The 15117-nt window shown below is 34.1% G+C and carries 17 protein-coding genes; 9 read left to right on the forward strand and 8 right to left on the reverse strand.

Going from position 1 to position 15117, the window contains the following annotated elements; genetic code table 11:
- Positions 1-2: 2 nt before the first annotated feature.
- Positions 3-308, reverse strand: a complete 306-nt coding sequence (locus ACSVDH_RS06210) for a hypothetical protein (RefSeq protein WP_439248877.1) — start codon at positions 306-308, stop codon at positions 3-5.
- Between the two features lie 89 nt (positions 309-397).
- On the reverse strand, positions 398-661 hold the full coding sequence (locus ACSVDH_RS06215) for a hypothetical protein (RefSeq protein ID WP_299092546.1): 264 nt from the start codon (positions 659-661) through the stop codon (positions 398-400).
- A 242-nt stretch (positions 662-903) separates the two neighbouring features.
- On the opposite strand from ACSVDH_RS06215, the gene fabI reads away from it, so the two are divergent.
- Complete coding sequence (fabI, locus tag ACSVDH_RS06220) at positions 904-1677, forward strand: enoyl-ACP reductase FabI (RefSeq protein ID WP_439248878.1); 774 nt, start codon at positions 904-906, stop codon at positions 1675-1677.
- Between the two features lie 221 nt (positions 1678-1898).
- Here the strand turns inward: fabI and ACSVDH_RS06225 are convergent, their stop codons facing one another.
- A complete protein-coding gene (locus ACSVDH_RS06225; RefSeq protein WP_439248879.1) occupies positions 1899-2813 on the reverse strand; it encodes an EAL domain-containing protein in 915 nt (304 codons plus the stop codon).
- Positions 2814-3038: 225 nt separating this feature from the next.
- On the opposite strand from ACSVDH_RS06225, the gene ACSVDH_RS06230 reads away from it, so the two are divergent.
- Entirely contained in the window at positions 3039-3530 is a 492-nt protein-coding gene (locus ACSVDH_RS06230) for a CotO family spore coat protein (RefSeq protein ID WP_439248880.1), read from the forward strand.
- Positions 3531-3724: 194 nt separating this feature from the next.
- On the opposite strand, the gene ACSVDH_RS06235 is transcribed toward ACSVDH_RS06230, so the two are convergent.
- Together ACSVDH_RS06235 and ACSVDH_RS06240 are read right to left on the reverse strand one after the other, a co-directional pair.
- Positions 3725-4183, reverse strand: a complete 459-nt coding sequence (locus tag ACSVDH_RS06235) for a CotY/CotZ family spore coat protein (protein ID WP_439248881.1) — start codon at positions 4181-4183, stop codon at positions 3725-3727.
- A gap of 163 nt (positions 4184-4346) precedes the next feature.
- A complete protein-coding gene (locus ACSVDH_RS06240) occupies positions 4347-4784 on the reverse strand; it encodes a hypothetical protein (protein WP_439248882.1) in 438 nt (145 codons plus the stop codon).
- 441 nt (positions 4785-5225) lie between these two features.
- On the opposite strand from ACSVDH_RS06240, the gene ACSVDH_RS06245 reads away from it, so the two are divergent.
- Positions 5226-5675: a hypothetical protein gene (locus ACSVDH_RS06245; RefSeq protein ID WP_439248883.1), complete on the forward strand. Its 450-nt coding sequence runs from the start codon at positions 5226-5228 to the stop codon at positions 5673-5675.
- Positions 5676-6160: 485 nt separating this feature from the next.
- The gene (locus tag ACSVDH_RS06250) at positions 6161-6670 is read left to right on the forward strand and encodes a CotY/CotZ family spore coat protein (protein ID WP_439248884.1); all 510 of its coding nucleotides are present in this window, start codon (positions 6161-6163) and stop codon (positions 6668-6670) included.
- Positions 6671-6839: 169 nt separating this feature from the next.
- Here the strand turns inward: ACSVDH_RS06250 and ACSVDH_RS06255 are convergent, their stop codons facing one another.
- A complete protein-coding gene (locus tag ACSVDH_RS06255) occupies positions 6840-7205 on the reverse strand; it encodes a hypothetical protein (RefSeq protein WP_439248885.1) in 366 nt (121 codons plus the stop codon).
- A 5-nt stretch (positions 7206-7210) separates the two neighbouring features.
- Positions 7211-8392, reverse strand: a complete 1182-nt coding sequence (locus ACSVDH_RS06260; RefSeq protein WP_439248886.1) for a ParM/StbA family protein — start codon at positions 8390-8392, stop codon at positions 7211-7213.
- A 204-nt stretch (positions 8393-8596) separates the two neighbouring features.
- Between ACSVDH_RS06260 and ACSVDH_RS06265 the strand changes: the two genes are divergently transcribed.
- From ACSVDH_RS06265 to ACSVDH_RS06275, 3 genes are all read left to right on the forward strand, one after another.
- Positions 8597-9370, forward strand: coding sequence for a CsxC family protein (locus ACSVDH_RS06265; RefSeq protein WP_439248887.1), 774 nt, complete (start codon positions 8597-8599; stop codon positions 9368-9370).
- A gap of 363 nt (positions 9371-9733) precedes the next feature.
- Positions 9734-10516 (forward strand): CsxC family protein, encoded by a 783-nt coding sequence (locus ACSVDH_RS06270; RefSeq protein WP_439248888.1) that lies wholly within the window; start codon positions 9734-9736, stop codon positions 10514-10516.
- 87 nt (positions 10517-10603) lie between these two features.
- Positions 10604-12082 carry a hypothetical protein gene (locus tag ACSVDH_RS06275; RefSeq protein WP_439248889.1) on the forward strand — a complete coding sequence of 493 codons (1479 nt, stop codon included), beginning with the start codon at positions 10604-10606 and terminating at the stop codon, positions 12080-12082.
- 27 nt (positions 12083-12109) lie between these two features.
- On the opposite strand, the gene ACSVDH_RS06280 is transcribed toward ACSVDH_RS06275, so the two are convergent.
- The gene (locus tag ACSVDH_RS06280) at positions 12110-12892 is read right to left on the reverse strand and encodes a CsxC family protein (protein WP_439248890.1); all 783 of its coding nucleotides are present in this window, start codon (positions 12890-12892) and stop codon (positions 12110-12112) included.
- A 323-nt stretch (positions 12893-13215) separates the two neighbouring features.
- Between ACSVDH_RS06280 and ACSVDH_RS06285 the strand changes: the two genes are divergently transcribed.
- Both ACSVDH_RS06285 and ACSVDH_RS06290 read left to right on the forward strand, forming a co-directional pair.
- On the forward strand, positions 13216-14094 hold the full coding sequence (locus ACSVDH_RS06285; protein ID WP_439248891.1) for a glycosyltransferase family 2 protein: 879 nt from the start codon (positions 13216-13218) through the stop codon (positions 14092-14094).
- A gap of 172 nt (positions 14095-14266) precedes the next feature.
- A complete protein-coding gene (locus ACSVDH_RS06290; protein ID WP_439248892.1) occupies positions 14267-14914 on the forward strand; it encodes an FkbM family methyltransferase in 648 nt (215 codons plus the stop codon).
- Positions 14915-15117: the final 203 nt, after the last annotated feature.

Genomic DNA, 15117 nt, shown 5'->3' on the forward strand with positions numbered 1-15117 from the left:
CTTTAAATCCATTTTCTTTTCGGTCTTTGATATTCAATGACATTTGATTGATTATAACCATTTTTCTTTTCGTCTTCTTTCTTCATCACCGTTTCGAATTTTTCTAGTGCTTTTTGAAATTGGCTTTCATTTAATTTATCTGTCGCATATAATGAGCATAGAATAGCATATGCGATCGCTTTTGTATCAATATCAATTGAAATATCTACATTGGAATTGCCACTAGCATCAATACTAGACTTGTTATCATTATGTTTTAAATTTTTAAATTTCTGTTCTACTAAATTTTCTACTTTATTTTCATCCATTGTTTTACCTCCTATCTACTAGTTTAAAGAGACTGGCTCGAAAGGGTCTGACCCTTTGGTTTTGAGACAGCCTCTTTGAATATCATTTATTAGTCTTGTTCTTGTTCCTGATCCTGTTCCTGGTCGGAATCTGCTTCTGCTTTTACTCTTGCACGGGAGTCACTATCTACCACAATATGAATATCTACTTTCGCATTACCACTATTAAAGACTTTTGCATTATTAACGTTTTTATCTTTTAGTTCAATATCATTTTCGTTATCCAATTCATTATCTACTTTTGTTTTGTTTTCTGCGTCTGCTTTAGCTTTAGCTCTTGCTTCAGCTTCATTATCTTTTCCCCAATTTGACATGATGCCTCACCTCCCTTGCTTTCCCTATTAGTACTGTATTCAAAAAGTCATTTATAGAGTGGACAATTTTCCATAGTCAACGACACATTTTAAAAGAAGGTGCTTATAAGTAGAATCTATATGGGAAAATGTAAGAGATGAGAGAACATGCTTCAAGAAGGAAATCGATAGCACTATTTGGATTTTAATGATATAATTATAACCAGGTACTAATAACATGTATTAATATTAGGAGGATGCACATGAGCTTATCACTTAATGGACGAAATATTGTCGTGATGGGAGTAGCAAACAAACGCAGCATCGCATGGGGGATTGCTCGCTCTTTACATAATGCTGGTGCTAGACTTATTTTTACATATGCTGGAGAACGGTTGGAGAAGTCAGTTCGTGACCTGGCTGAGTCCTTAGAGCGCAATGATTCGATTGTTTTACCTTGTGATGTAACAAATGATGAGGAAATCAAAACATGCTTTACTGCAATTAAGGAAGAAGTTGGCGTAATTCATGGTGTTGCCCACTGTATCGCTTTTGCCCACAAAGAAGAGCTGCAAGGAGAATATATGAACACAACACGTGATGGCTTTTTATTAGCTCACAATATTAGTTCATATTCTTTAACTGCTGTTGCGAAGGAAGCAAGAGGAATTATGACAGAAGGCGGCAGCATCGTGACGTTAACATATCTTGGCGGAGAGCGTGTACTGCCAAACTACAACGTAATGGGCGTTGCTAAGGCTTCCTTGGAAGCAAGTGTCAGATATTTAGCAAGTGACCTTGGCAAGGATGGCATTCGCGTGAATTCGATTTCCGCTGGTCCAATTCGTACACTTTCTGCTAAAGGAATCAGTGATTTCAACTCTATTCTAAAAGAAATTGAAGAGCGTTCACCGCTTCGCCGAACAACAACGCCAGAAGAAGTAGGCGATACAGCCCTATTCTTATTCAGTGATCTTTCAAGAGGCATGACTGGCGAAAACCTGCATGTTGATTCAGGATATCACATTATCGCATAATGAAAAAAAGGTCTGCCCCCAATCTAAAATAAAATGGGGTCAGTCCTTTTTTAAAAGGTAAGAAAGTATAAAATTTTGTACTTAGTTTTACTGTCTAGCTCCAGCGCCTAGCCCCTCTAGGGTCTAGCCATTCATGAATTGAAGGCAAAGAACGCCTTCTATTCATGAGCGTCTTATGCTTGTCGGGGCTGATCAAGGCGCTTGCGCTTTTCTTACTATATCTAAACAATTTTTCCCAGTAATTCACGTGCATGTTGACGTTTGAGCACAGTCCCATTTTGAACAATAATTATTTCATCGGCTACATCTATGGTCACTGACCTGCCTTTCCTTTGCTCAAATGTAGCTAAGCATTTCTGAGCCGATTCTGTAATAGTTGGTATTGGGTTATTCGGCTTTGCGATAAAGAAGCCCTGTCCATAGGTGATTCCTAAATCAATCACCCGTTGAAGTTCAGCTTCTGTTTCAATTCCTTCAGCGATAATTTCACATTTCATTTTCTTCGCAAACATGACGAATGCCTCGAGAATATGGAATTTTACTTCATTATGGTCGACGCCGCTTATTAATGAGCGATCAACCTTTATATAATCGGGCATTAATTCAGATATTGATTGCAAAGAGGAATAGCCCGCACCTGCGTCATCAATCGCAATTTGAAAGCCTTGTTCACGATAATGATTTAGAACATTTCTAAAAGCGGCAAAGTCATGAATCGCATTTCTTTCGGTAATTTCAAAAACTACATGATCAGGACTAATCCCATAATGGTTTAACAATGAAATGGTATGGCCGGGATTAAACTGGTGATCATACATTACTTGGGAATTTAAATTAATAAACAGTTTTTTATCGTTTAAAATCCCTTTACTTTCTGCAAATGCACGCTCCCTTGCGATTTTTTCCAAAGCATATAATAATCCTTCTCTCTCGGCATAAGGAAATAGAAGGGAAGGGCTATAAAAAGGACTTTCATGCGGTCCTCTTGATAAAGCCTCAAACCCATATGTTTGCTGGCTGTGAAAATGAACAATCGGTTGAAAATGAATGGTGAGTTGCTTCTTTTCAAGAATTGTCATAAATTGTTCCTTCAAAGAAGCTCCTTTATCAGAAAGGGCGGTTTGATCATTGTTCATGTCTTTTCTCCTTTAATAAAACAAGCACGTCCTTGTTGCACTGTCTATGTGGGTTACTAAAATCTACGTAATTCGACAATATCAATTAATTATTAAGACAGAGTAAATATAATGTAAAATTTCTATTTTTAGTTAGAATGCTCTTATCAATGATAAGAAATAGGCACATAACCTAGAAATGAGCATACACTGCTAGAAAGCAGACTCTTTTGAGGAGGTAATCCGATGAGCAGGAATCAGAAAATAAGGCCGCTTATGTATATTGTCCAACCGGAGTATAAGGAAATTACTCCACAAATGCAGGAGTTAGTCATAAAAAAGGCGGGGACTAAGCAGGAAAGCTTACCTTTTGTACCCTCAGAATTAGAAGAGACAGAAACAAATGACGAGCTTCAAATGAATAAACCAGTTGAATCGGTAATTGAAACTGCAGATAATGAGATTCAAGAAGATAACAAAGATGAAAAAATGGAACCAAAAAGAAAAGTAAGAAAACGAATTTCACAGATGAGTATACAAGAAAAAATTGAGTTTTTTACGACCCTGCCAAAAAATATGCCGAAATCATTATGTCTTATTGAAACCACTGATGGTTCCTATCGAGGTATCATTATGTCCGAAGAAGAAGGGATTGTAACGATACGTACTTTAAATCATCCAAAACCGCTCGATATTCAGCTTGAAAACATTCTTGCAATCAATGTAATAGGTTTATAATGAGACTTAGTGATTGGAAGTCTTAAAGGACTCATTTTTTTATCACAACCTCAATGAGTCCTCAGACTTTTCTTAAATGCAGTGGTTAGTCCCATCTAAATTAAGGCAAATTATGATTTTAATAATTTTTTTAGTTAAATTATGCAAGTATCAATATGTAAAAAGACTGCTGATAACCAGCAGTCACTCATTTATTAACAAGGGGAAATAGCGCGGCCAACTAAATCAGGTGACAAACATTGAATGGCACAGAAACAGTCTAGGTCTACTTCAATACAAAATTCTGATTTTTCTAATGCAACTAGATCACAAGGATCAATGCAGCATTCCGTTTGACCGGAGCCATTAACTGGGCGTAATAATGATAATGTTGCACAGCAATCTTTTACAGCTTCAACACGGAAGAAAACGGTTTTGAAGCAAGATCCATTATTCAACTCACCGACATTTCCAAATGCTTTAAAAAGGTCACCTTTTTTATCGAATAAAATGAATGGTATTGTGTCTCTACCTGGATTTGCTGCTGGACTTAATAAATTACTGAAGCAGCTTGTCGGACAAGCAATTTCTTCAACAGCTTCTTGTTCAGCTAAAATTTGTTCAACTGCATCACATACGCAATGGTTTTCCCGGTCTTTTCCTTTACAACCCATTAGTTTCATCTCCTTAATCCTAATATTTGACTTTAGTCCTTAACAGAATATGATTGTATTCCCAGATTGTGTGGGCAATTGTCCAATGTTTTGTTTGTGGGCTTTTTCTTTTTTGGAGGATTGGAAAGGATAACAAATATTTGGAGATGAATTTTTTCTTTGACTATTTGGATATAATCGTTACTATTTTTTTACTACTTATGGTCGTGTCCGCATGGACATTTCTTTTTCCATTCATGTTCCTTCTTACAGCAGCATTTCTCCTCCTCTTCATAGTGTTTCTTACAGCAGCATTTCTTCTCCTCTTCATAGTGTTTCTTACAACAGCATTTCTTCTCCTCTTCATAGTGTTTCTTACAACAGCATTTCTTCTCTTCATGGTGCTTCTTACAGCAGCATTTCTTCTCTTCTTCATGATGCTTCTTACAACAGGATTTCTTCTCCTCTTCATGGTGCTTTTTACAACAGGATTTTTTCTCCCGTTTGAGTTCCCATTCACAGCAGCATTTTTTTTCCCATTTGAGTTCCCATTCACAGCAGCATTTTTTTTCCCATTTGTGTTCCCATTTACAACAACATTTCTTTTCGTAATGATGGTCACAATCTACTAATTGATCATAAAAGTGCTTTTTTAAAGATGACATTTAATTCACTCCCTTAAAATGATTTTTTGAGTATTGCTCATTATATAGTATGAAGATGGTAGAGATATGAATAGATAAACGCAATGGTTTTTAAAACAAAAAGAGAGAAAATCCACTAATGTGGACAAAATAGTCAATGCTTTCATGTATCCAGAGTTCTTACTTATGCGGCAGATAGATAGAATATATAGGAGTAGTTCAGACTTACTTAACCAGATTTTTTTAAAGAACAAAATAATCAATTCATAAAACTAGGTAGTCTTAATTTCTTAAACTAGTACACATTTTAAGAAACTATTATATTTCCCCAGTCATATGATAGAATTCCAGAATAATTTAATAGTAGTTTAGTGCTACAAAATGCACTAAATGAAATCCTTCAAAAAGGAGGGGATAGTATGTATCAAAAAGTCTATACTTCTGGAGTGATCGCGAATGATAGCACGCAAACGACTGAAGGCAACATTGCGGAAGACTTATATGTATCTTTAACAAACTTTGGTAATCATTCTGCTTTTGTTAAAGTAGAAGTATTTAATTGGGGGGATCCAGATAATTCTGCCTCACCTCCAGGAACTTCTACTTCTCCAGTAGCCGTTACGGTGCTTCCTGCTGAAGAATTTGAAATTCCATCGGGCAAGACACAGCACTTCTATGCAAATATTGCATTGGTAGAATCATACGAAGTACGTGTAACTATTCTGAACAGTAATTATAATAGAAAAGTTGTATTTAATGCTACGGCTGTTAATAATCAAGAACTAGACTCAATTGAAGCATTGGTACTTTTCAAAGATTTTGTTTTATTAGAAGAAAATAATAAATGTAAATGCTGCAAATGTAATTAATAGGAATAAAACACTGTATTTAAGTTAAAATTCTTTGACGAAATTAAAGCTCGGGAGCTCAGGAAAAACTTTTATGTAATGCAACCCTAAAAGGCTATTTCTCACGATATATGAAAAGGTTTTTTGGCGTAATATTCTTGCTAATGTATACAGTAGATTAAAAGAAAACAAGGAAAGTTAACGGAAACGATGGACAACCATTATTAAGATTATCTATGAATCCTAGGTAAGAGTTTCTAAATGAACAATATCATCAATTAAAAGAGGATCGTTTCCGTCCATTTCCTGTTATTTTCGAGTTTATATGTGTTCATGCTGAAGGGAACGCAGGCAAAAATTGATCTTATGTTTGGTTAGACAGTTTTTTATATCCACAAATTGCTAAAGTTTTTTTTCATTGGATAGGCGGGATTCTCACTCGAAAGATCACATCCAATCGTATACTGTTCTTGAATATTCATTTGTGAAGGAGTGAAAATACGATTATGTGTTCTAAATGTAATTCCAAAGAGCATAAGAAAGTCAATAATTGTCATGATGGCTGTGTAGAGGAAATTTTAGAGGCAATATTAAAAGCACAATGGAAAGTAAAGAAAGATCAGGAATGCAGTACATCTTGTCATGATTCAATTAAAGATCTAATAGGAGAATCAAGAAAATCAAAGAAAAATACAATTCCTTTTATTCTTTACTGTGGTGATTGTTCACCTTTTAAAGCTTCTGGGGTAACAACAGTTGAAAAACATTGTAAAAAGAAAAAGTTTGTTTGTATCACCTCATTCATTTTTAGAATAAAGGATCTGGAAGATAATTGTGCGGTTCTTGAACTATTGACCTTTAATTCTGACAAGAAATGCGATTATAAAGAACCATGTTCACCATGCAGCCAAATAAATCATGAAGATGTTGATGATTTAGTTGCTACTGGCATTTGCATTAATGTCGACCTTTCCTGCTTTTGCGCTGTTACATGCTTGCCAGCAGTACATGTATAGAAATAAAAAATCTTTAAAGCCCAGCTATATAGCTAGGCTTTCTAAAAAAATTGCTATTATATAAAAGATGTTATAAATTGGACAACCATTGTCATTCTTATTGAATTTAATTAGTTTTGCAAGTACATTAAGAAGAACCGAGAGCGTTGAGTGATGATCCATAGAAATTCTAGCCTCCAAAAGACTCAAGAACATCCTCTATGTCATTTAATTCCAAATTTAATGGTGCTTTATCATGATTAGTAATTGGAAATTGAATTTTATGATTTGGAACATATCCCATTTGCATCATCTTTTTGATTTCTAATAGCTCATATAATATTTTTTCGTTACCCCCATTCAGCGGTTTATGATGAAGGTAACTATAAAGGGCTGATAATACTAGATGAATCAGTGTATTGTTATTTGTATGGTATTCAACTTGTTCCAGGATTTTGGGGGATACTGGATATGATTGACCTGTTTTAACATCGATGAATTTTTCTGGAAGTGTTAAAATTGTTTTGTTTAGGTAATCGGTGTATGTTTCTGACATCCAAATCACCCTTTAACCTTAGTGGAAACAAAATCTTCTTTCCTAATTTGGTTCATCTTTGCGAGTATCATCAACCCTAGAACATTAAGCTTCTCCATATCTTCTGGGAACAGTAAATCGATCGGCCGCCCTCTTTCAGACCACTTTACTGCCGCTTCTTGAATTTGCCTTTTCGCTAATTTTGCCGCTCCTCCAACCGCTATATATCTTGTAGCGCCTTTAATTTCACTTGAACTGCTTCTGACTCGATCGAAATGTTCAAGATATTTTATGGCCATTGATTTTAATTGAGGAATAATGTATTTGCTAATGTCTTTTCGTACTCCTGCAAAAGGTTCAACATACCACTCGGATTGGCCAGCTGTTAATTTTTCCTCAAGCTCTGCTCTTGAATCAAATTTGTAAAGTTCATTTTTGCTAACCTTTTGGATAATATTATCTAAAAATTGATTGATCCCGAACTGTTCTCCTTCTATAGATGCAACAGGTTTATTGTTCTTAATACCTACAAAGTCAACGGAATCTCCCCCAAGATCTCCAATAATGATGCCTTTACGTGAATCATTAATCAGAGATTCATCCTTTATTCCCAGTGTTGCTTGATCACGTGTCAAGCCCAGATAAGCACAAGCTCCTTCTGCACCTACAATCACATCTTTTACATGAAGTTTGATTACTAACTCTTTTGGCTCTTCAATACCTGGAACCTTATGGAAGATTACAGTGTGAGTACCAATTAATCGTTTTTTAAAGCCTTCCTTCTTTTCTTTGTATTGTGTAGTAGGTAATGAAACAGCTAATTGGTCAATTGTATAAGACAGTTCAGACTCTTCAGGCTGTAAGAGCACTGCATGATAAGCAGCAAGGCCAAAGAGCAAAATATAAGTACGATCTTCATCTGCTTTTTGATTATTAAAAGCAGTTAAACTTACATCTCTCTGCTTAGCAGCTGCCTTTCCAATATAATAGATTTCTCTTTTATCTACAATTGCCTGACTTTTTACTTCAACAATAAGGTTTTCTTCAAAGACAACATCATCATCATCATAAGGCTTTTCATAAAATTCCTCATCAAATGATGAAATTGCATTTGGAATTTGATATTCACATACCATTCCTTGATCAGAAGTCAAAGCCTTATACCAACTGTTTCCTAGATCAACAGCAAGAAAGTTTAATCTTTCCATGTTCTCACTCCTTCCTATTGAATCCTATGCAGGTTGGGCGTTACATGGTGCAAGTACCCATAAATTTTATATGGGCTTTTTCCATTTCAAAAATTCCACATTTGTACTACTGCATTTATCTATAGGTTCACATAGGATAACATGAACCTAAAACAATTGGAGGTTTGGTTAAATTAAACCTAATCTATAGGAGGAAAAAAATAAATGGATAAAGATAAAAATTGTGTAGATGTTAATCAATCCGCTTCTATAAGCCATTGTGATAATGTTGCTGTTCCACCGGCTACTGCACCAGCTGGAACAACAATAATAAAAGTTCCTGTTACCCTTGCGGAAAGAGAAATTAGATCTAGTCTTGTTGCAAATATTCATTTTCCAGATCCTGTACTTGAAATCAAAGATATTAAAAAGAGGTTGAAAATTGTTCAGTGTCGTCTTTTGACTCCACCAGCTCCAACTACAGATCCTACATTCTCTACCGGGCCTTTTCAATTATTTTTAAAAGGATTTGTTCGTAAAAATATCCAATACGCGACACCTTGCCCGAATTCTTCAGGATCGTGTGTGTCTTCCGAAATCAAGTCTCTTACAGTTGATGTTCCGTTTGAATGTGTGACTACTGTTGAATTTAATCAACCAGATGATAATCCAGTTCAATTGCCGCAAGTAGGTACTCGAACAGAATTTGATTTCTTTAGAGAACAAAAGCTAGGGCACGGTTTCCCTGAAAAAGATCATCTTCTTTCGAGCGATCTTTCCCAGTTCCATCAGGAAAGCACTCAGTTTTATAATGAACTTCCATTCTGCGAGTTATTATCAAGCAGTATAACTGAATGGGATGAAGCAATAGATCGTAAACCACTTCCTGGCAATGCTCCGTTCGAAGAAGGAACATTCCATGAAATAGTAGAAAAAATGTTCTTACGCTTTACAATTAAAATCTTGCAAAAACAGCAAGTAAGGATTACAGCTTTATAAGTTGGAAAATACGGAATCCTACTTACTTTGGCGAGTGGCAGGATTTTTCAGAAAGGCAAGCACCGGGTAATCCTATTGGGAAGAATAGGATTACCTTATTTTGTTTTTCTAAGGAGAGACCCTCTCTTAATATACATATTATTTTTTATATAAATGGATAGTGTAAATGAATCAATTCATAAAAAATATTTTTTCAATTTTTTCGGAAGCAGTTGCGAAAGTGTTAAAAAATTTTTTTTTACCAGATTTCTTTTGTTTATAGGCATTTGTACTTGTTCAGAAAGAAAATTATAGGCAAGAGCCCAATCATAGTTATTTATCACGCATACGATGCACTATCTTGAAATTTTAGGAGGATATCAAATGTCTGAAATAAATAAAAAAACACATGACTGCAAGGTTTCAACAAAACAATGTGATTGTGAAAATCATCCTCACAAACCACATGTTAGTATTGGAAAAATTATTGCAAAGGTACCTGTTGTTTTAGCAGAGCTAACTTTACAAGTGAATGTAGATGCATTTATTGATTTTCCAGAGCCGGTATTAGAGATTAAAGATATTAAAAAACAAGTGAAATTAACTCAGTGCAGATTGCTTTTGCCAACAAACAAATTATTTGTAAAAGGTTTTGTTCGAAAAAATATACAATATGCAAGTCCAAGCAAAGATATTGAACAAAATACTTCTAAGTCGATAGCATCTGATATACATTCCTATACGGTTGATATTCCTTTCCATTGTGTAACAGAAATCAAAGACTTTTTAGCTTGCCCAGTAATGCCAGAGGTAAACAAACGGCAGGAATTTGATTTCTTTGTTTCAAAATCATTACCATCGGGATTCCCGGAAAAAGATGAATTATTAACAAGTGATCTTTCTCAGTTTCATCAAGAAAGCAGCCAATTTTATAATGAAATCCCATTCTGTGAACTAATTAACAGCAAAATTATTGAATGGGATGAAGCAATAGATCGAGTTCATCTTCCAAATGCACCTATCGGAGAAGGGTACTTTACTAAGATAGAAGAAAAGATGGTTGTTGATATTACATTAAAGGTACTTCAAAATCAACAAATACGCGTTTCTTCTACTACTAATGATGATTGCTATCATGACTATGATGATGACTGCGAATGTGATTAATCTTGGTTTTACATTTGTTTGCTTCTCCGAAAATTGAGGAGTAAGGAGGTGATTGGAGAGGATGCGTTGTAGCACCTTTCAGGAAAAATGGATAATTTTCGCAATGCATATAATGGAACTTACACAACTCGCAGAAAAAGAGATGTAGATTCAAAAAAATATGTCGAAGAACGCCAAAATGGAAGTAAAAATAAACAGAGTATGAGTAACAAAAAAAGCAAGGAAACAAAAGGATCATCAAGCAATAAAAACTCCTCAAATCCTTTAATTTTACCTCGGCCAAGTGTGGGAGCTCAACAAATAAAATCAACGAAAAAGAAAAAGAAAAATTTAGAACATGAGTATGTGGATGATTTTAATGAACCAAAAACATCAGATAAAGAAGAGTTAAATGAATTATTAGTCCAACGTAAGGAAAGGATCGCTGAAAAGGAGAAACAATTTACTTTAATGCTTGAAGAATCCTTTTCCTTACAGGAGGAATCTTCATCTGACAGTGAACAATTATCGTATCATGAAGATGATTTTTCAGTTGATTTTGAAGAAATATCTACTAAAAAGTACGAGTCAGAAGGGGAATTTCAATCACTAGAAGAAGAAGATTCTCGACGAAAAAATTTTGGATCAATCAAAGAGGAATATCTATTACAGTATAAAGGAGACGGAGCTAAGAAAAAGGAAATATCATCTGCATTCGAAAAATGTTCCTTAACAGATAAAGAAGTTTCTCTTTTGCTGAATAAAGATTATACTGCAAAAGATGAGTTTCTTAGTAGTGCCTCCTTACCTTTAAACAGATTTGATTATTTATTAGATAAATTTTGTTTAATGTTAGAAGATTCATCTGTAGAGGATGACCCAGCTATAAATGAGGATAAGGAAGCTCCTAGTGATAATGGATTAGATAATGAGGTAATTATAGAAGAGAAAAGTAAAGAAGAATATTGCAAACCTAAACATGAATTAAAGTGTTCACCAAAAATATCACAACTTCCTATTGTAAAGCTTCCTGTTCTACTTGCTCAAGTGAACACTGATATCAATTTATTTGATTCTTTCGAATTGCCTTTGTCAATTGCAAATATAACTAAAATCGATTGGTCCCTTGATTCATTTGATTGCCATGTGCTTTTTCCTTCAACTACCGTTTTCTTGAAAGGCATACTAATTGCAGAAATTCAATATGTAAATAAGAAGCAATCAAAGGCACTTCAGATCGTTAAGATTCCAATACCGTGGGAGAAAATTGCTAAGACTAAGTGGCTTTATTCACCAGTCTTACCAAGCAGAAGTCAAAGTGAATATATGTTTTTATCACAACATACAGGGGCAGAAAGCTCACATTATGAATTTTGCGAGGACTTTGCTGATCAAATTCAGCATGATTTGAGAAGCATCAACTTGATATGGCATGATGAATTAGTTTCTTTTGAAGAGACGCCAAAGGTCTTTATTCAAGGAAGAGCCAATCTTGCTATTGATATACTGCAGCCGCAGTATATTGATCTAAATTCATCAGGAGCAGATTTAAAGCACAAGCATATTTACAAGGGGTGCCTCTTTTAATGAGACACCCTTTCATTAATTAATTTATTAACGATTAATAATATTTCTAATACTGTCGTAAACATTTGAACTTTGAGCTGTAGCTACTCCATTTGCAGGTGGTGGTAAAGTTGGAGGAACTGCGTCTCTTTGTTGTTTTTGGGATAATTTTAGAATAAGGAATACTTCCATTTTTTCTGTGATTTTGTTAAATCGACCCCAATTATCGAAATTCTCAAGAATATCCAACTCATTTACAGCAGCGAAGAGTAATTTACAACCGATTGGTTCAGTAAATACTTCCCAAGTTAAAGTACCAAATGTACAACGGTCTGCTCCATGGCCATCCTTACTGAGTTCTCTTCTTTCATCAACTGAACCTTTTTGACTAAACTCGCCAAACGGGAAGAATAGAGGATTTTCAAGGTCTACAAAGTGAAAACAGCGAAATGGAACATCTACGCTATAATCTTTAATAACTCCACTGCAGTCCTCAACATATTGAATATTTTTGTGAACGATACCTTCAACAAATAACTTTACCTGTGTAGATGGGAATCGGAAAGAAGGAATAGCTTTACATTGTGTTAATGAAACATTTTTACGGATATGTTTGATTTCCCTTGCAAAATCAGGTAATTTAATATCCGCTTCGACAAGAGCCTGCAAAGATATATCTGAGAGAACAACTGTTCTTTCTTCCTCAGCTAACGCTGGAAAAGGTTCAACAGTACAATCACCTGTCTTTGAATGAACTTTGTCACAAGCTGGAGCTGGTGGGCACCCGTGAGAATGAGAATCGTTACAACCACAGCCAGTATTTTTTTTCATTTATACCACTCCTTAAAAAATTTTTGATCATCAAAAGAAACTAAAGTCCAAACTCGTTATTGTGTCAATGACTCGTTTCTTTTTGACATACTATTGTATATGTCTTGTAGTACAAATTGGAATGGACTCGTGTGGATAGACTTTTGCATATTTTTAATTAAATTAGAAATTTTGCAGTACTTAACCTCAGTATGTCACTAATATTTCTTGAATTTTTCAGTTGAATTCCAAGCTTTAAATACAACTAAAAATTTTCTTCACAATGATTAATTGGAATCATACATTGTTGAAAGAGGTCTTTTATAAAGGGGAGAAAAATTTGAATGAAACCATATCCATTAATTTCAATTATTTTTCCAACGAAGAACGAAGGTGAAAACGTTAGATTAACACTTGATTCATTATTTTCAACACAAACAAAACATGAATTTGAAGTAATTGTCGTTGACGATGGGTCAACGGACGGATGTTGCAGTTTCCTCAAAACATATCAAAATAATGATCGTGTAAAGTTGATTCCAACAAAAGGTATTGGAGCTGCTAACGCAAGAAACTTAGGAGCGGAAAAAGCATCGGGAGAATATCTTATTTTTTGTGATACACATTTGCAGTTTGAAAATTGGTGGATCGACCGCATAATAGAAACTTTGATTTCCGAGAAATCTGATGCTATATCACCAGGTATAGCAGATATGGATCATCCAGACTCGATTGGTTACGGTCAAACTTTATCTCCAAAGCTTGAAACAAGATGGAATAGTAAACAACATTCCTTATTTGAAACAGCTGTGTTGCCTGGAGGTTGCTTGGCCATCACGAGAACAGTATTTGATAATGTTGGTGGTTTTGAGGCTGGTTTCAAAACGTGGGGTCATGAAGATGTTGAATTATCCATCAAGCTATGGCTTTTTGGATACCGCTGCCATGTACTTCCTGAAGTAACGATTTTGCATTTATTTAGAAAAAAACATCCTTATATCGTTCGGAATAATGATGTTTATTACAATTTATTAAGAATGGCTTATTTACATTTTAACGATGTACGTATACAAAAATGTAAGACATTGTTTTCACAAAGAAAAGCAAAGATTATTGAATTACAGGTACTGCAAGACGATGTGATTAAGCAAAGAGAAATCTATTTTCAAAAACGAAAATATGATGATGATTGGTATTTTAGGAAATTTAATATAGATTTTTAGATTTCAAATATACTTTCTATCTTTTATCTTCTATTTATTAATAATAAGTTATTTAGTTATAATAAATCATTGTTAATGCTGAATCAAAACTATTAAAATTTCATATATTAATACGTAATGAAATCTTTAAATTTGAGAATACAGATTTAAACTATTAAGATAGGGGGATCCTATGCAATATTATAGCCAGTATGGTCAGGATAAATATGTGAATGAAAAGATATTTCAGAACATTGAAAATGGTTTCTTTGTTGATATTGGCGCACATGATGGTATAGGTTTTAGTAATAGCTATTTTTTTGAAAAACACAAAAACTGGAATGGGATTTGTATAGAGCCATTGCCTAATGTGTTTAAATTATTGAAAAAAAACAGGAAGTGCATTTGTGTAGAGGGTGCAATATTTACTGAAGAAGGATATCAGGATTTTAGGATGTTAACAGGGGATTTGGAATTTGAAATGCATAGTGGAATAGTGAATGAATATGATGATAGACATATAGAAAGAATTGAAAAATTATTAAAGAGAACTGGTGGAAATTCAAAACTTATTAAGGTTAAAACATTTACTTTACAATCTATTTTAGAAAATCATAATATCACACATATTGATTTATTGAGTATTGACACTGAAGGGTCAGAATTAGCAGTTCTTCAGTCAATTGATTTTAAAAAGGTAAAAATTGAATGTATTTTAGTGGAAAATAATTATCAGGATGAAGATGTCGAAGATTATCTAACCAAGGAAGGTTTTAGATTAGTAGAAAAATTAGATATTGATGATATCTATATTCATACAAAGAGTAAATTTTCAGTCTAGTAAATAGAATTTTTTGCTGATAAAAGGCCTTTAATAATTCTTAAGATACGTTAGTATGTGTGTAAAAGTGTAGTCAAAAATATAATTAAGCTGAGATAGTTTTACCTTTCAAAGTAAAGCAATCTTCTAATTATACATTCTAAAATACTAACTCTACCATTTATTTTTCAGACAGATTTTGTATTTACAAACAAATCTAGTAC

Source organism: Metabacillus sp. Hm71 (assembly GCF_051842955.2).
GTDB lineage: Bacteria > Bacillota > Bacilli > Bacillales > Bacillaceae > Metabacillus.